The sequence below is a fragment of the Kitasatospora sp. GAS204B genome, assembly GCF_029892155.1.
Classification (GTDB): domain Bacteria; phylum Actinomycetota; class Actinomycetes; order Streptomycetales; family Streptomycetaceae; genus Kitasatospora.
In genome coordinates, this window is sequence record NZ_JARZAG010000035.1 from 1 (window position 1) to 16,766 (window position 16,766).

At 71.7% G+C, this 16,766-nt stretch carries 14 protein-coding genes; 3 read left to right on the forward strand and 11 right to left on the reverse strand.

Going from position 1 to position 16,766, the window contains the following annotated elements:
• From P3T41_RS32730 to P3T41_RS32765, 8 genes are all read right to left on the reverse strand, one after another.
• The coding region (locus P3T41_RS32730; protein WP_280694233.1) for an MFS transporter at window positions 1-721 on the reverse strand (721 nt) is incomplete at its 3' end.
• Window positions 718-2,283: a class I tRNA ligase family protein gene (locus P3T41_RS32735; protein ID WP_280694234.1), complete on the reverse strand. Its 1,566-nt coding sequence runs from the start codon at window positions 2,281-2,283 to the stop codon at window positions 718-720. The genes P3T41_RS32730 and P3T41_RS32735, both read right to left, overlap by 4 nt.
• Entirely contained in the window at window positions 2,280-2,687 is a 408-nt protein-coding gene (locus P3T41_RS32740; protein WP_280694235.1) for a cupin domain-containing protein, read from the reverse strand. The genes P3T41_RS32735 and P3T41_RS32740 overlap by 4 nt, the downstream gene beginning before the upstream one ends.
• A gap of 80 nt (window positions 2,688-2,767) precedes the next feature.
• On the reverse strand, window positions 2,768-4,075 hold the full coding sequence (locus P3T41_RS32745; RefSeq protein WP_348533716.1) for a SidA/IucD/PvdA family monooxygenase: 1,308 nt from the start codon (window positions 4,073-4,075) through the stop codon (window positions 2,768-2,770).
• 245 nt (window positions 4,076-4,320) lie between these two features.
• Window positions 4,321-5,382, reverse strand: coding sequence for an FAD-dependent oxidoreductase (locus P3T41_RS32750; protein WP_280694236.1), 1,062 nt, complete (start codon window positions 5,380-5,382; stop codon window positions 4,321-4,323).
• Entirely contained in the window at window positions 5,379-5,852 is a 474-nt protein-coding gene (locus tag P3T41_RS32755) for a VOC family protein (RefSeq protein ID WP_280694237.1), read from the reverse strand. Before P3T41_RS32755 ends, P3T41_RS32750 begins: the two co-directional genes overlap by 4 nt.
• 239 nt (window positions 5,853-6,091) lie before the next feature.
• On the reverse strand, window positions 6,092-7,423 hold the full coding sequence (locus P3T41_RS32760; RefSeq protein ID WP_280694238.1) for an MFS transporter: 1,332 nt from the start codon (window positions 7,421-7,423) through the stop codon (window positions 6,092-6,094).
• Window positions 7,424-7,490: 67 nt separating this feature from the next.
• Window positions 7,491-8,660 carry an ATP-grasp domain-containing protein gene (locus P3T41_RS32765; protein WP_280694239.1) on the reverse strand — a complete coding sequence of 390 codons (1,170 nt, stop codon included), beginning with the start codon at window positions 8,658-8,660 and terminating at the stop codon, window positions 7,491-7,493.
• Window positions 8,661-9,212: 552 nt separating this feature from the next.
• Here P3T41_RS32765 and pepN point away from each other — a divergent pair.
• On the forward strand, window positions 9,213-11,690 hold the full coding sequence (pepN, locus tag P3T41_RS32770; protein ID WP_280694240.1) for an aminopeptidase N: 2,478 nt from the start codon (window positions 9,213-9,215) through the stop codon (window positions 11,688-11,690).
• A gap of 59 nt (window positions 11,691-11,749) precedes the next feature.
• Here pepN and P3T41_RS32775 read toward each other — a convergent pair whose 3' ends face one another.
• The gene (locus P3T41_RS32775) at window positions 11,750-13,006 is read right to left on the reverse strand and encodes an amino acid permease (protein WP_280694241.1); all 1,257 of its coding nucleotides are present in this window, start codon (window positions 13,004-13,006) and stop codon (window positions 11,750-11,752) included.
• Between the two features lie 523 nt (window positions 13,007-13,529).
• Here P3T41_RS32775 and P3T41_RS32780 point away from each other — a divergent pair.
• Both P3T41_RS32780 and P3T41_RS32785 read left to right on the forward strand, forming a co-directional pair.
• On the forward strand, window positions 13,530-14,324 hold the full coding sequence (locus P3T41_RS32780) for a polysaccharide deacetylase family protein (protein ID WP_280694242.1): 795 nt from the start codon (window positions 13,530-13,532) through the stop codon (window positions 14,322-14,324).
• Window positions 14,325-14,541: 217 nt separating this feature from the next.
• On the forward strand, window positions 14,542-14,865 hold the full coding sequence (locus P3T41_RS32785; RefSeq protein ID WP_280694243.1) for a putative quinol monooxygenase: 324 nt from the start codon (window positions 14,542-14,544) through the stop codon (window positions 14,863-14,865).
• Window positions 14,866-14,898: 33 nt separating this feature from the next.
• Here P3T41_RS32785 and P3T41_RS32790 read toward each other — a convergent pair whose 3' ends face one another.
• Together P3T41_RS32790 and P3T41_RS32795 are read right to left on the reverse strand one after the other, a co-directional pair.
• Complete coding sequence (locus P3T41_RS32790; protein WP_280694244.1) at window positions 14,899-15,606, reverse strand: DUF3592 domain-containing protein; 708 nt, start codon at window positions 15,604-15,606, stop codon at window positions 14,899-14,901.
• A gap of 69 nt (window positions 15,607-15,675) precedes the next feature.
• Window positions 15,676-16,692, reverse strand: a complete 1,017-nt coding sequence (locus P3T41_RS32795) for a LysR family transcriptional regulator (RefSeq protein WP_280694245.1) — start codon at window positions 16,690-16,692, stop codon at window positions 15,676-15,678.
• Window positions 16,693-16,766: the final 74 nt, after the last annotated feature.

The window sequence follows — 16,766 nt, forward strand, 5'->3', positions numbered from 1 at the left end:
TGTTGGCCGTGGTCACGATGACGCTACCGATGCAGTACAAGGCACCGAGCCGGACCACCGGCCCGTCGTGGAGCCGTTCCGACTCCCGCTCGGCCAGAGCCGGTTGGGCCACCGGGCGATGGCGTCCGATCAGCAGCATGCACACCGCGGAGGCCAGGAAGGTCACCGCGTTGAAGAAGAACAGCGGTACCACCCCGGCGAACTGGGCGACCAGCCCGCCGACCAACCCCGAGAGCACCATGCCGGCCTGGACCGCCACCTCGTAGCGAGAACTGAACGTCCCCAACCGCTCGGTGGCGATCCGCTCCTTCACCAGCGCCTGGCTGGCGGGCGTGAAGAGCGCCGCCAGACAGGCCAGCACGAAGCTGACGACGTAGGCCCCGATCCGGGCGGATCCATGAGCCAGCAGCCACACCGGCAGCGTCAGCGCGGCCAGCGCACTGGCCACATCGGCCAGCAGGCACAGGGTCCGCCGGTCGAACCGATCCGCCACCCGCCCGAACAACGCCGAGAGCACCACCTGCGGAAGCGCCGTCACGATGTACACCCAGCCCACCGACAGCGCCGTGCCGGTACTGCGGTAGATCAGCAACGAGGCGGCGATCAGCTGGATGTTGTTGCCCAGATTGGTGACGAACGCGGCCGGCAGCAGCAGCCGTTCGGCCCGGCTCACCCGAGTGTGAGCGGCCGCGGCCTCCGGTCGCAGGAAGATCGAGGTCACGGCAGCGGCGGCAGACGAAACGGCGCGATCTTGTCGACCGGGTCCAGGGCGAGCGACAGCTCCACCCCGGCCTCGGCGGCCAGCCTCGCGGTGTCCACCAGGATCGGCGCCGCCCAGGCGAGCAGCGACCTCACGGCCAGCAGCAGGTCACCCAACTCCCCCTGCTCGCGGGAACGTTCGTCGAGCGTGGCGATCCGCTCGGCGATCAGCTCGGCCGCCCGGGCCAGGCTGAACCCGGACAACGCGAAGCAGCCGCGCAGCTGTGCCGCGAACCGCTCCTCCTCCGCCCGGCCCGCCGCCGTGACCTGCTGCGGCCCGCTGCCGGCCGCGTCCGTCAGGCCTGCCAGCCTGGCTGCCAGCTCGTTCCACGGACCGGTCAGCCGGCGGGCGGTGACCTCGGCCAGGTCGGCCCGGTCGAAGTTGGTCCGCTCCCGCTCGGGCAAGGTCAGCGCCAGGTAGAACCGGGCGGCATCGCGCGGGGTGGTGGCCACCAGCTCGGAGCCGCGGATCAGGTGGTTGCGGCTGGTGGAGAACTTGGCGTGGTCCAGCTCGTAGAACTCGTTGACCACACTCGCGCTCGGCCGGATGTAGCGCTCGCCGTGCGCCAGCAGCAGGACCAGGTCGATCAGGCCCCAGTGGTAGACGTTGTCGAAACCATGGAAGTAGACCAGCTCGGCGCCGTTCGACGCCTTCCAGTACTCGTCGTACGGGAGCTGCCGGTCCCCGCCATTGGCCCACCAGGTGGCGTACATCGCCGCCGGCATCGCCTCCACCCACGGGTAGACGATCTGACCCGGGGCCGGCGCGAACGGCGCCGGGACACCCCAACCACCCGGAACCGTCACCGGGATGACCGGCAACGGGCCGGCCAGCAGGTCCCGGATCAGCTGGGCCGGATGCGGACGCCAGCGCGGCAGCACCTCGGCGAAGTGCGCCTCCAACTCGGCCCGGTACTCCTCCATCGGCAGCACCAGGACGGTCTCCTCCCGGAACGACACCGGGTCGTCCGGATCCAGCGCGTAGCGGGCGTCGAGCAACTCGTCGAAGTTGTTCGGGTGACCGCAGTCCTCGCACGCGCCACCGCTGCTGCCGGCCCCACAGGACGGGCAACTGCCGGTCAGCAGACCGTCGTAGAGGTAGCGTCCGGCCCGCTCGGCGTACGGCAACCGCACCGTCAGCCTGCGCAGCCGGCCGGCCTCGTGCAACGCGGTGACGAACTCCGTCACCGCCTCCCGGTAGCGCGCGTCGACCGGCGGCAGCACCCGACCCTCAGGAGCGGTCGTCTCGATCCCCATCGCCGTCAGCGAACGCTCGATGGCGACGGTGGACTCCGCCGCCAGCCGGGCCGGCGTCGTGTCCTGGCGCAGGGCCGTGGCAAGGACGTAGGTCTGGCTGTCGTCGGTCGCCGTCGTGTACGTCACCGGCAGGCCGGTGGCCCGCAGGTACCGGGCGTACACGTCTGCGGCCAGGTACGGACCGGCCATGTGGCCCACGTGCAGGTCACCGTTGGGCGTCGGGGTGGCCGCGATCAGGATCCGCGGCCGCCGGTCGGAGTCGGTCATGCCCCGGCACCCTCAGCCGGCCCGGTCCCCGCGTGCGGGCCCGCCTGATGACGGGTCAGGAAGCCGCCCGCCAGGTCGGCGTCCCACCAGATCGCGTAGAACTCGAAGTCGGTGTCCGAGCCGTTGACCACCTGGTGCACGGTCTGCGGCTCGAAGTGGATGACGTCACCCGCGACGAACGGCACCTTCCTGCCCTCGGTGCGGATCTCCGCGGCGCCGGACAGCGCGATCCAGATCTCGTACTCGTGGTGCCCGTGCTCGCCCGACTCGTTCCCGGGTGCGACCACGCACCAGGAGCCCTCGAACGGGGCGTTCAGCAGCGGCCAGGGCACCAGCCGCTGGGCGCGCAGTTGGTTGTCGAGCTTCAGGCCTGCCCGGTCCAGCGAACGGACTTCATGCGCCATGCTGATCCTCCTCGAAGCGTGCTGGTGGAGAGTGTGAACCGCCGTGAGCTGACGGTTCGTCAGACCGTGTCGGGTGGAGGTCAGGCGACGTCGGCCAGCAGACGGGTCTGCCGGCCGTCCTGCCCGCGGTGCAGCAGCAGATCGGAGACGATCTCGCTGGAGCGGCCGGCCAGCACGCTGAGCAACGAGTCCGAAATGCCGTGGGTGGCCTCGTTCACGCCCTGCAGGTAGCACGAGGCACCGTCGGTGACCTGCGGAACATCCAGCCGGTAATGGCGGTCGACGGTGATCTCGGCAAGGCCGAGTTCGTCGGCCAACTCCTGGACGAGCCTCGGCATCGCCCCCTCGAATCCGGTGCCGAGCAGCACCAGGTCACAGCGCGATTCGCTGATCTTCCCGGTCTTCCGATCGCGCATCGACAGGACGATCTCCGAACCCTCCATGCGGGTCGCGGTGATCTCGGTCATCGTCACGATCTTCAGCCGCTCGGCTCCGCCCAGGCGCTCCAGATACCGCTGACGGTAGAGCGTGTCCAGCATGGCCGGCGCAAGTCCCGCGTAATTGCTCAGATGCATCTCCCGGAGCAGCTGCTCGCGGGCCTCCGGGGGCGCCGAATGGAACTCGTCGATGAACGAGGTGTAGTAGATCTCGTTGGTGAACTTGCTCGACTCGTAGTTCTTCAACCCGATCGAGCGCATCACCAGCGTGGTCTCCGCCCCCGGGAATCCCTGGTGCACCGCCCAGAGCAACTCGGCGGCGCTCTGCGCCCCGCCGATCACGGTGATCCGCTTCAGCCCCGCCGGGTCCAGGCCGGCGATCCGCGCGGAGTACTCCGCGCTGTGGATGACCCGCTCGGGCGGCAGCCCGGCGAACTCGGCGGGGATCCGGGCGTCCCGCCCGGCGCCGATCACCAGGTCCCGGGCGGCCACCTCGGAGCCGTCGGAGAAGCGGGCCAGCCAGCCCGTCACCTTTCCGCCGGCACCGCGCCTCGGGACGATGCCCTCGCACCTCCTGCCGTAGGCGACCCGCACCTCGCTCAGCTCGTCGGCCACCCACTGCAGGTACCCGGAGATCTCCTGGCGGTACGGCGTGAAGGTACCGAGGTTGATGAACTCGTCGAGCCGGCCGACCGAGTGCAGGTAGTTGATGAACGAGAACTTGCTACGCGGATTCCGCAGCGTCACCAGGTCCTTGAGAAAGGAGACCTGACTCTGCGTCCAGGGCAGCAGCATGCCGCGCTGCCAGACCACGGAATCATGCTGCTCCACCAGGAGGGTGTTTCCGGCCACCTCGCCGGGCGCCAATTCCTCCAGAGCGATGGCCAGCGCGAGATTCGCCGGGCCGGCCCCGATGGCGAGCAGTTCGACTTCCTGTCCGTCCAATGCCATCCCCTATCAGTGAACACAGGAACTCTGAAACTCTGGAAAATCACGATCTCTGGAGCTCGAGAAGACTGGAGCTCAGCAGGCTGGAAATCAAGAACTCGGGAACCGGGAGTCCGGCTGTCCAGGAGTTCGGGAACTGGAGAGTCCGGGGCTCGGGAATCCGGGAACGTGGGGGTCCGGGAGTCCGGGAGCTCGGCGGCTCGGGAATGAATCCGATGCTGCCAGCCGGCTATTCTCCCGGCAAGCGTTCAACTGCCCATTTCGGTGAGAATTTCACCGGAGATCAGCGCGGCGGCGGCCGAACGGCCCGCCCCGAGCGCGTACTTGGCCGCGCCACCGGTCCCGCCGGTGAACGTGAGCACCGGCGAGCCCGGCAGGCAGGCGCGCAACCGCAGCCCGCCGGACGGTGCGTAGCAGTCGGCGGCGGCCACCGTGACGGCGTCCGGCCCTGGCCAGGAGTCCAGGCCCAGCCGCGCCTCGGCGCACCCGGCGACCCGCTGGGCCAGCTCGGTGTCGGTCCGCAGCGCCGCCGGATCGACCCCCCAGCGGTCGGTGGGCAGGCCCAACAGGAAGCGGCCCGGGCCGGCCGGGCGTCCGTAGAGACCGGAGGTCTCGTCGACGAAGGCACCCAGGCCGGGCGGCGCACCCCGGCCCAGCGTGTACTGGATCTGTTTGACTCTCAACCCCCCGCCCGGAAAGCCCCAGGCGGCGAGCAGTGCCGGCGTCCAGGGCCCGGTGGCGAGCACCACCGTGTCGCAGTCGAGTCCGGTGCCGGCGGCCGTCCGCACGGTGCCCTCGGGCAGCACCCGGACCACCGGCTCGGGGCGGAGCACCGCGCCCGCGCGGACCGCCTGCTCCAGCAGGGCGTCCCGCAGTGCCGCCGGGGAGAGGTAGCCCGCCTGCTGTTCGACCACCGCGACGGCGCCGGGCGGGAGTCCCAGGAAGGCCTTCAGGTCGGGGAGTTCGCGCAGTTCGGCGGAGCCCGGCAGCAGCTCGTCGAGCAGCCGCAGCACGGCGGTGACCGCCGACCGGTCGGTGTCCGGCGGGAGGACCATGGTGGAGTCGAGCTCGCGGTAGCCGGCCCAGCCCCGCAGCAGGGGCGAGCCCCGCAGTTCGGCCAGGCTCTCGGCGGCCGCGCGGGCCGCCGCCGGGTCGGTCTCGAAGCCGCGCAGCAACCCGCCGGAGGCCTGGGTGGCATCCGCCGAGCGGCCCTGCTCACTGATGAATACCGTTGGTGTCAGGCCGAGTTCGGTGAGTCGCCAGGCGAGCACGGCGCCGGCCAGGCCGCCGCCGACGATGGCGGTTCTCACGGCGCGCCGGCCGCGGTGCCGAGGTGGGCGTCGGCGGGCGTCCCAGTGGGGCCCGCATCGGTGCGCCGGTACTCGACCAGCTCGATCAGCAGCCCCGCCGGGCGCTTGGCGTAGACGAAGGCCACCCACATGCCGGGACGCGCCCCCGGCTGCGGCTCGCTGTCCAGCGCGACCAGGCCGAGCCCGCGCAGCCGCGCCAACTCCGCTGCCACATCGTCCACTTCGAAGGCGATGTGGTAGAGGCCCGGTCCGTGTTCGGCCAGCCGGCGACTGACCGCCGCCTCGTCGTTCAACGGCGCGACCAGTTCGATGGCGCCGCCGCCCTTCTCGGCCTGCCAGAACTCACAACTGACGCCGTACGTCTCGGCGTTCCCGCGATCCCCGGCGGCCAGGCCCAGGGTGGCCAACAGGTCGCCCACACCCTGGGGGTCGCCGGTCGCCACGCCCACGTGGTCAAGTCTGATGATCACGATCTCCCCTCTCCGATCTGCCGTGCGCGCATGCGTGGCTGCGCGCATGCGTGACTGCTTTGGAACGTCGCGGAGTTCACACTTCAGCTCGCCGGCCGCCGCCACCCGCGGTCCGGCCCTGGCGTTCAACTGCACACTCTCACCGGTCGAACGCCGGCAGAACTCGCTGCCCGGCGCGCTCGACCGGTTGAGGTTGGCGGTGCGGGCCGGCCGTCCGTGACGACCGGCCCGCACCGGGCTCAGACGGACTCGGTGACCGGCTCCGGCTCCGGACTCCCGTCCTTGGCACCCTTGTCGGCGCCCGGGAAGGCGAACAACCCGAGCACGCAGGCCACGGCGGCGAGCAGGCCGAGCGTCGGCCAGACCGCCCGGCCCAGGCCCAGGAAGAGCTCGCCGCCGATGACCGGGCCGATCGCGGTGCCGAGGTTGAAGGTGAACTGGAAGCTGCTGATGTACACCGGCTTGAGGCGGGCCGGCCCTGCGATGGCCGGGAAGGAGAAGACCGCCGGGCCGCCCATGATCTCGGCGGCGCTCCAGATGAAGGTGCCGATCAGGATGACCGCCCCGCCCAGCGGGAAGCCGTAGAACATCTCACCGAGGCCGACCAGCGCCCAGGAGAGCACGACGCTCAGCCGCAGCGGCCACTTCTGGGTGAACTTGGTCAGCGGCAGCTCGAAGACGATGACCATGAAGCCGTTGAGCGCCACGGCCAGCGTGTACCAGAGCACGTTCACGTGCTCCTTGGCGACGTCCAGCGGCAGCGTGCTGGTGTACTGCACGTAGACGATCGTGTTGAACAGCATGCCGATCAGGAAGAACAGGTACCGGCGGTCCCGCAGCACCGCGCGGTAGCCGCTCTCCCCGGGCTCAGCGGACTCCGCGGCGGGCTGCTCGACGACGGGCTCCGCCGCCGGCTCGGTGGTGTCGGCCTTGGCCGACGCGGCGACGTCGGCCTCGTCGTGCTTCGCGGGGATCAGGAAGAAGGCGATCAGCGCGTAGACCACCGCGACCAGCGCCTCGCCCCAGAAGAGCACGGTGTAGCTCTTGTGGCGCAGGTTGAACAGGGCGTACCCGAGCAGCGGCGAGGCCATCGTGCCCAGGTTCAGACCCCAGCGGTAGATCGCGAAAATCATCACCTGCCGGGTGTCCGGGGTGAGTTCGGAGAGCAGCGAGGCCGAGGCCGGCCGGTACATCAGGCCGAGCAGGCCCACCAGGAAGACGGCGAGCACCTTCGCCGGGTAGCTCGGCACGTACACGATGGTGGTCAGCAACAGCGCCGAGCTGGCCATGCTCAGCACGGTGGCGTTGCGCGCGCCGAGCCTGCTGGCGAGCGCACCGCCGATCAGTACGCCCACCATGCCGCCGGCGCCGTAGGCCCCCAGGGCCAGCGAGGCCTCGGCGGTCGAGTAGCCCTTCGCGATCAGGTAGAGCACGAGGAAGATGGTGAGGAAGGCGCCGAGGCGGTTGACGATGACACCGGCCAGGATCGCCTTGACCGCGAGGTGCGATTCCTTGAACGTGACCCAGGCCCCCGGGCCTTGGGAGGAGGGCTGCTGCTCGTTCTCGGTCATTTGCTATGGCTGTCTTTCAGTCGGATGGCAGACGTCGGTCGGACGGCATACGGCGGGACGGAGTTGTTCAGACCGAGACGACGACCAGCGCGGCGCCGGCCTCGTCCAGCGCCTGCCGGCAGGAGTCCACCGAGTCGCCGGCCACGGTCGCGAAGGCGATCCGGCCCCAGACGGTGCCCCTGGGCGGCGGCGAGACGACGGCGCCGGGTGCGGCCACCACCACCGACTGGTCGACGGCGGCGGGCAGTTCGCCTTCGAAGGCGACGGAGCCGAGGGTGGTGTCCTCCTCGGCGACGTAGAAGAAGCGGACCCCGGTGACCTGGTGACGCAGCTGCGCCAGGTCGGGCGCCAGCCCGCAGGCCACCGAGGCGGCGGCGAGCCCCGGGTCGATCCCGGTGGCCAGCAGGCCCAGGTAGGGGATGAGGTCCCCGCCGAGCCGCCCGTTGACCTCGATCAGCTTGGGGCCGTCGGCCGTCAGCATGAACTCCGTGTGGGTCCAGGCGTTTTCGACGCCGAGCGCGGCGTGCGCGCCCGTCAGCGCGGCGACCAGCGCCGGGTCGGTGAGCAACGGGTCGTCGGCGTCGACGAAGTGGCCGATCTCCTCGGCGTACGGCGGGTAGCCGACCACCTTGCGGCCGACGAACAGCGGGGTCACCACGCCGTTGCGGATCACCGCGTCCACGCTGATCTCCTCGCCCGTGACGCACTCCTCGACCAGGTACGGCTCCGCGGAGTTGAAGAGGACCGGCTCCGGGATGACGATCGAGCTGGTGAAGGCGAAGCCCGCGCTCAGCGCGGCGGCGTCCTCGACCCGGATCACGCCGAGGCTGGCGCCGAAACCGCGGGGCTTGAGCACGACGGGGTAGCCGAGCGACTCAGCGGCCGCCAGGGCCTCCTGCGCGGTGGCGACGGGTATCGAGGCGGGCTGCGGCACGCCGGCCGCGGCGAGCGCCGCACGGGTCTGCCCCTTGTCGCGCAGCCGCCAGATCACCGCCGGGTCCCCGTTGGGCAGCCCGAGCGCCTCGGCGATGTACGCGGTGGCGTGGATGCGGACCTCGTCCCAGCAGAGCACGCCGGCCACCGGGGTGGCGGCGTGCAGTTCCAGCGCCGCCTTGGCCATCGCCGGCCCGTCACAGGTGTCGGGGAGCACCGTCCAGCCGTCCAGATAGGCCTTCTCCCAGGACGGTTCGACGGTGTGGAAAAGGTGAACCGTAAAGCGAGTGGCGATCGACCTCAAGAGATACTCGCGGTACGGACGCAGACCTGATGCGACCAGGAGGAGAAGTGGCCGCTCTGTCGCTTCGTCACTGCCGGTGACCATAATTCCGGATTCCTTCCCTGATCTCCATGCTCGGCCCGTCCGTGGCACGGGCCGAGTCGCCCCTTTGGAGTCTCAGTGAGCGCGATGGCACAACCTACAAGTCGTCCTGACGGACTGTCGAGGTGCCACCCGCGCCGCGAGCGCCGCCGGCCTCCCGTCGGCCTCCCGCAGGCCACTCCCAGGCCCGTTCAACCGGAGGTTCTCGACAGTTGAACAGCGGATAGCCATGCACTCCGGCGCATCTGACTGCTACTCAAACCGGTGTCCGCGTACATGGAGCCGCCACCACAGGCGCGGGCGTCAGGTTTTCCCCACCCGGACCCTGTCGACGACTCGCTCCGACAGGCATCATGTCCCTCTGTCGGCTCTCCCGGGGCCGGGACCGGGTCCGGATAGGCGAACCGCAGGCCACCGGACGTCTCCGGGTATTCCGGATTCCCCGAATACTTCTGGAAAGGGGAAAGCAGAATGTCCAGCCTCACCAAGGCGGAAGCCTCCCAGCGGGCTTCCGTCATCTCGGTCAACGGCTATCAGGTGAATCTCGACCTCACCGGGACGGACGAGATATTCCGTTCCACCACCACCATGCACTTCACCGCCGCACAGCCGGCGGCACAGACGTTCTTCGAGCTCCGGCCCGCGGTCCTGCACGAGGTCACCCTGAACGGCAGGCCGCTGGACCCGGCCCGGCTGAGCGACGGGCGCTTCCCCCTCACCGAGCTGGCCGGCGAGAACGAGCTGACCGTCGTGGCGGACATGCCGTACTCCCGCAGCAACGAGGGCCTGCACCGGTTCACCGACCCGGCGGACGGGCAGGTCTACGTCTACGGCTTCCCCTACGCGGACCAGGCGCCGCGGATCTTCGCCTGTTTCGACCAGCCGGACTTGAAGGCCCCCTTCGCGTTCACCGTCGCCACGCCGGCGCACTGGCGCGTCCTGTCCACCGCCGAGGCGACGCAGACCGCTCCCGGCCAGTGGGAGATCGGCCCGACCGCCCCCCAGGCCACGTACCTCACCACCATCGCCGCCGGCCCGTACGCCTCGTTCACCAGCGACCACGACGGTATCCGGCTCGGACTGCACTGCCGAGCCTCGCTGGCCGAGGCGATGAAGGCCGATGTGGCTGAACTCTTCGACGTGACACGGCGATGCCTCGACGAGAGCCACCGGCTGTTCGGGGTCCGCTACCCGCTGCCGAAGTTCGACCAGATGTTCGTTCCGGAGTTCAGCGTCATCTCGCTGGACCACCCCGGACTGGTGCTGCTCCGCGAGCAGTGGCTCTTCAACTCGGCGGCGCCCGACAGCGAGCGGGAGACCAGGGCGGTCATCCTCGCCCACGGCATCTCGCTGATGTGGATGGCCGGCCTGGTCACCAACGCCTGGTGGGACGAACTCTGGCTCGGCCAGGCGTTCGCCGACTACCTCGCGCACCGCATCCCCTCCGAGGTCACCCGGTTCACCGGCCCGCCGACCACCTTCGCGGCCCGCCGCAAGGGCCAGGCGTACGACGCCGACCAGCGCCCGTCGACCCACCCGGTCAGTGTGGCGGGCGAGTCCGTCGCCGCCGCCCTGCTCGACCTGGACCGGATCTCCTACTTCAAGGGACACGCGGCGCTGCGCCAGCTCTCCGCCGCGATCGGCGACGACGCGCTGCGCGCCGGGCTGCGCCTCTTCTTCGAACGGCACGCCCACCGCACCGCCACCTACAAGAACTTCCTGGACGCGCTGAGCGAGGCCGCCGGGCAGGACCTCACCCACTGGTCCGACAGCTGGCTCAAGTCGGCGAACGTGAACACCCTCTGGCCGGAACTGGAGACCTCCGACGGCGTCATCACCGCCGCCGCGATCCACCAGTCCGCCCCGCAGAGCCACCCCGTGCTGCGCCGGCACACCTTGGACATCGGCCTGTACGACGCCACCGGGACCCGCACCGCGCTGGTCCGCGCGGTGGCCGACGGCTCCCACACCCTCGTTCCCGAACTGGTCGGCCGGCCCGAGCCCGCCTTCCTGCTGCTCAACGACGGCGACCTGACGTACGCCAAGATCCGCCTGGACGAGCGCTCCCAGCAGGCGCTGCCCGGCCTGCTGGCCCACCTCGCACCGATCAACCGCGCGATGCTCTGGTGCCAGCTGCTGCTCGCGGTCAAGGACGGCGCCTACCCCGCCGCCGCGCACCTCGCGCTGGTCGCCGACATGGTCCGGGTGGAACCGGAACTGGCCATCATCACCGAGGTGTTGGAACAGGCACGGTTCCAGGTGGCGGACACCCTGCTGGACCCCGCCGAGCGTCCGGCGGCGGTGGCGAAGATCGCCGACGCGCTGCGCAGCCGCCTCGCGGGCACCGGGCCCGAGGCCGAGGAGGGCCTCACCCTCTTCCGCGGCCTGATCGACTTCACCCCGGATGCGGCGGAACTCGCCTCCTGGCTGGGCCCGGTGGAACTCCCGGCCGGGCTCACCCTGGACACCGACCTGGCCTGGCGGATCCGGTTGCGGCTCACCGCGCTGGGCGGACTGGGCGCGGCGGAGATCGAGGCGGCGCAGCAGGCCGAGCCCGGCTCGGACAGTGCGCTCGGCGCCCTCAAGTGCCGCTCCGCGCTGCCCGATCCGGCCGCGAAGGAGGCCGTCTGGAACGCGCTGCTCTCCCCCGGCGACCTCTCCAACTTCGAGGTCTTCGCGCTGGCCGACGGCTTCTGGCAGCCCGAGCAGGAGGAGCTCACGGCGCCGTACGTCGTCCGCTTCTTCGAGGAACTGCCGGCGGTGGCCGGGAAGCAGGGCGACCTGGTGCTGGACCTGCTGGTCAAGGCCCTCTACCCGAGGCACTCGGCCCGCCCCGCGACCGTGCGGCTGGCGCGGACGCTGCTGGACAGCGGCCAGCTGCCCGCCTCACTGCGCCGGGCGGCCGCCGACCTGACGGACGACCTGGCCCGGGCGGCCGCCGTCCGCTGACACGCTGTGGCTTGCGGGGGCGGGTGAACAGCACCCGCCCCCGGTCAGGTCAGGTCAGGTCAGGCCGGTTCGGTGCTCCGTGCCACCTTCGGCGCGCCCGGGCCGTACTTCCCGTACGCCAGCGCCCCGGCGCCCACCAGCAGCGGCCAGATCATGTAGCGCCCCGACATCACCAGCAGGACCGCCACCGCCACCAACGCCACCAGCGCCGCGGCCCGCGCCGCGCTCCGCTTCGGCAGCAGCTTCACCGCCGCCCCCACGCCCAGCGCGTACACCATGACGAAGGACCCGGTGGTCAGCAGCACCAGCGGCGCCGGGCCCACGTCGGCTGCTTCCACCGCGCCCAGCGCCAGCAGCGAGAGCACGGCCACCGCCATCAGGCTGCGCCGCGGCACCTCCCCCGCCATGCTGCCGCGCGCCAGCACGGCGGGCAGCTGCCCGTCCCGACCCAGCGCCGCACCGAGCTTGGACGCGCCGGCCCAGTACGCGTTCATCGCCCCCATCGTCAGCAGCAGCGCCGAACCGGCCGCCAGCAGACGGGCGTTGCCGCCCAGGCCGCTGGCCATCAGGTCGCCGAGCGGCGCGGTGGAGTTCGCCGCGCCGGGCCCGAGCACCACGATCACCGCGAAGGCCAGGGCGAGGTAGAGCGCACCGACGATCGCCACGGCCAGCCCGGTCGCCCTGGGCAGATCCCGGGCCGGGGAGCGGAACTCACCGGCCAGGTAGGTGATCGCCTCCCACCCCGCGAAGCTCCACACCAGCAGCGCGGCAGCCGGTCCGATCGCCGACCAGCCGTGTGGCGCGAACGGGTGCAGGTGGGCCAGCCGCGCCTGCGGCAGGGAGGCCGCGATCGCCGCCAGCAGCAGCGTCACCAGTAGGGCCGCGAGGCCGAGTTGGAGCCGTCCGGAGACCTTCAGTCCGACCCAGTTGGCCAGGCCCACCACCGCCATCAGACCGGCCGCCGTCACCACGACCGTGGCCTTCCCACCGCCGAGCGCCGACGAGACGTACGCCCCGCCGAACAGCCCCGCGGCCGCCGAGCCCGGCGGCACCGCGAAGTAGAAGCACCAGCCCGCGACGGCGGCGGCCCGGGGACCGAAGGCCAGCCGGGCGTAGTACGAGACCCCGCCCGCGTCCGGATACCGCGAGCCGAGCGCCGCGAACGCCGCGGCCAGCGGGGCGGAGAGCACCACCAGCGCGGCCCAGGCGAGCAGCGAGGCCGGCCCCGCCACCTTCGCCGCCATCGCGGGCAGGGCGATCACGCCGGTGCCCAGCACCGCGCCGACGTACATCGCGGTGCCCTGGACGAGGGACAACGTGCCGTGGTGCGGCGGGGATTGATCGGATCTACCGGGAATGTCAGCTGCATCGGCCACCGGCACACTATGACAGCTCCGAGTCCAAAACTCCCGAACTCCGGGGCGTCCCCCACCCGTCCCGGCGCTACCACCAGTCTCCGCGAACCGGGTGACCAACTCATGCAGTGGTTGGACCGCCTGATGGGGCGCCAGCGGCGTGTCCGGACCGAGCACCTCGACCTGCCCGAGCAACTGCCCGAGCCGACCGCGCGGGCCCCCGGTCGAGCAGCTGGTCCTCGACGCCGCCACCGCCGAGGACCAGCCGGGCCCAGGTGTGGGCGGGCCGGTAGTGCGCGTTCAGCCGGGTGCACCGGACGCGGCCCAGGTGCCGCGGCGCGGTGCAAGAGGGTCCGCCAGTAGGGGGCCGGCGTCGCGCCGACGCGCCGCCCCATCGCCTCGCCGACCCGCCTCGGCGACCCGCAAGGAGCAGCGTCCGGCGCGGCTCACCCCTGGTCGGGCCGCCGCCGCACAGACTGGTCCGATGCCACAGAGCCACCGTTCGCTGCCCCGCCGCCGCTTCCTCGCCGCGGGCGCCACCGCACTGCTCGGCCTCGGTGCTTCCTCGGGGCGGGCCGCCGCGCGCACCCGGTCGGTCCCGACGCCCGAGACCCAGGTCAACGCCGGTCCCATGGTGATGGCCCTCACCTTCGACGACGGCCCCAGCCCGCAGTACACGCCGCAGGTGCTGGACATCCTGCGTGACCACAGTGTCCATGCGACCTTCTTCGTGTGCGGCGACAACATCCAGTTGTACCCGGACGTCGTGCGCCGGATCGTCGCGGAGGGGCACACCATCGGAAACCACACCTGGTCCCACCCCCATCTCGGCGACCTCTCCGACGACGATGTCCGCGACCAGATCCAGCGGACCCAGGACGCCGTCACCCAGGTCAGCGGGCGGACGCCGGTGCTGTTCCGCGCCCCCTACGGCGAGTTCGCCGATGCCTCGCTGGCTGTCTGCGCCGACCTCGGCCTGCGCCCGATCTCCTGGTCGGTGGACCCGACGGACTGGGCCAACCCCGGGTCCGACGCCATCACCAGCCGGGTCCTCGCCGGGGCCGCCACCGGGGCCATCGTGCTGGAGCACGACGGCACCGAGGGCGGCGACGACGATCCGCCCGCCGGCACCGGCGGCGACCGCTCCCAGACGGTGACCGCCCTGAGCGACTACCTGCCGCAACTGCTCGACGCCGGCTACACGTTCACCACCCCCGACGCCCATCCACCGCTGCAGACCGGGCAGGCGCAGTGCCCTGAGGTACCGACAGGACGCTGACCTCGTTCCGGCAGGTCCCGGGCCGCACCGGGGCGGCGGCCAGGGCCTCTCTTACGGATCTTGTCGGATCAGCGCGCGGCGGTGGGCGCCCGGCTGGGCGTGCCGGCGAAGCGTCCTCGTACTGGGTCGTACTTGGATGATTCGCCGGTGCGTCCAGCCGGGATGCCCGGCGTCGTGCGCCCGGCAAGATCCGTAAGAGAGGCCCTAGACTCACTGAATGATCTTCATTGCCGTCAAGTTCCCGGTCCGGCCCGAGTACACCGACTCCTGGCTGTCCCACGTCGAGGCGTTCACCCTGGCGACCCGCGCCGAGCCCGGCAACCTGTGGTTCGAGTGGTCGCGCAGCGTGGAGGAGCCCGACACCTTCGTGCTCCTCGAGGCGTTCCAGGACGGCGCCGGCGAGGCCCATGTGAACTCGGATCACTTCCGCGCCGCGATGGAGACCCTCCGTCCGCTGGTCCAGCGGGCGCCGCAGATCGTCAGCACCACGATCGAGGGCGCCGACGGCTGGAGCAGGATGGGCGAACTCGGCATCGACTGACGTAGGGCGCCGGGGCGGGCTCGCGGCACGGCGTCAGTCGCACAGGTACTGTGCCGTGACCCACCAGACACCCAGTGCGATCGGGGTGCCTAGCGCGCCCAGGACGATCCCGATCCACAACCCCCAGTAGTCGCCGCCGAGTACGCCCGCCCGCGCCGGGTGCGCGGGATCGATCCGCACGCTCACCTGATGCCCGTCGGGCCACTGGTCGGCCGCACCGTCCCGGGTGCTGTACGCGCGCCCGTCCACCAGCCAGTGGTAAGTGCACGCGGTGCTGGAGTCACTGTCGGACTGGCAGTCGGTGACGGTGGCCGGCACCCGCAACGTGGCGTGCCGGTCGCGGTCCTGCTCGTGGAACAAGCCACTGAGAGCGAACGCGAAGAGGCCCGCGAAGAGGCAGAGCAGCACTGTCGACAGGGCGGTGTTGAACAGGGCGCCGGCCGCAGCGCCGAGTTGCCGGCCCTGGCTCAGGACCACGCGCACCGGGGCGGCCAGCGCCGCGAGCCCCGCGGCGATGCTCGCGCCGACCCAGCCGGCGAACCAGGGGTCCGATCCCCACGGCGCGAAGGCCGTCACGGCCGCGCCGACCAGGACGGCGGCGCAGGCGAGACGCTGGAACGTGCGCATGGCGCGGCCCGCCCGCTCGCGCCAGCGCCGGGCCCGGGGCGCCGTCCCGGTCGGCGCGGCGCGGGGTCGCTGGTCCTCGGGAGTGGGGGGTCGCTGGTCCTCGATGGTGGTCACCCGGTCACGCTGGCAGGCGGCCGCGCGGGACACCAGACAGCGGCGCTCACCCCCGGCGTTCAGCAACACTTACGGCATCGTGGCGGGCGGGCCCGGCTGCTCGGGCGAGGTCTGCTCGCTGGGGTCGACCAGGTGGGCGTTCACGCGCGGCTCGCCGTCGGTCAGGCCCTGGGCCGCCAGCCGCTCGCCCGCCATCAACAGCGCGTTCTGCAGCGCCTCGGCCGCCGCCCGCACCGCCGGCGCCGGCCCCCACGGGCCGGTGCGGCGCAGCAGGCGCACCAGGTAGGCGCCGGGCACCGGCAGCGTGGTGACGGTGCCGGCGCCCGGGGCGATCAGGGCGGCGGCGTTCGCGGGCAGGATCGCTGCGCCCAGGCGGGCGGCGAGCATGGTGTAGACGGCGAAGCGGTAGCGGGCCTGGTGCTCCAACGAGGGCACGATGTCGTGCTGGGCGGCCAGGCGTTGGAAGGCCAGCTGCCGAGGTGAGCCGGCCGGGGCGCTGATCCAGGGGCGGGCGGACAACTGGCCGGCGTCGGTGGGTGTGGGCCAGTCGGCCGGGACGACCAGGCGGTAGGCGTCCTCGAACATGACGCTCGCTTCGACGCCGGCCGGCAGCGGGGTGGGCTCCTGCTTGTCGTCCTCGATGACCAGCACGTCCAGCTCGCCCAGGCGCAACGCGCGCAGCCCCTCCTCCCGGCCACTCTCCACCAGGCGCGGGGTCAGGTCCGGGTGGGAGCCGGCCAGCAGGTGGACGACGCTGGTGGCGAAGAAGGTGATGGCGGGCGGCGGCACGCCGATGGCGACCGGGCCGGTGGCGATGCCGCCGAGTGCGCGCAGGTCGCGGGCGGCGTCCTGGAGCGCCTGGCCGATCCGCTCGCCGTAGCCGGCCAGCAGGCGTCCGGTGGCGGTCAGTTCGGCCCGTCCGCCGGCGCGGTCCACCAGCGGGACGCCGACCTCCCGTTCCAGCCGGCTCAGTTGCTGGGAGACCGCGGAGGGGGTGTGGCCGAGCGCGCGCGAGGCGGCCGCGACGCTGCCGGCCTCGGCGATCTGGCGCAGGATCAGCAGTCTCTTCGGGTCGAGCTCCACCACGCCTTGGCCTTTCGCGTCGCCCGAGGTACGGGACGCCCATCCTGTCCGGGACGCCCATCCTGGCAGAGCCGGCC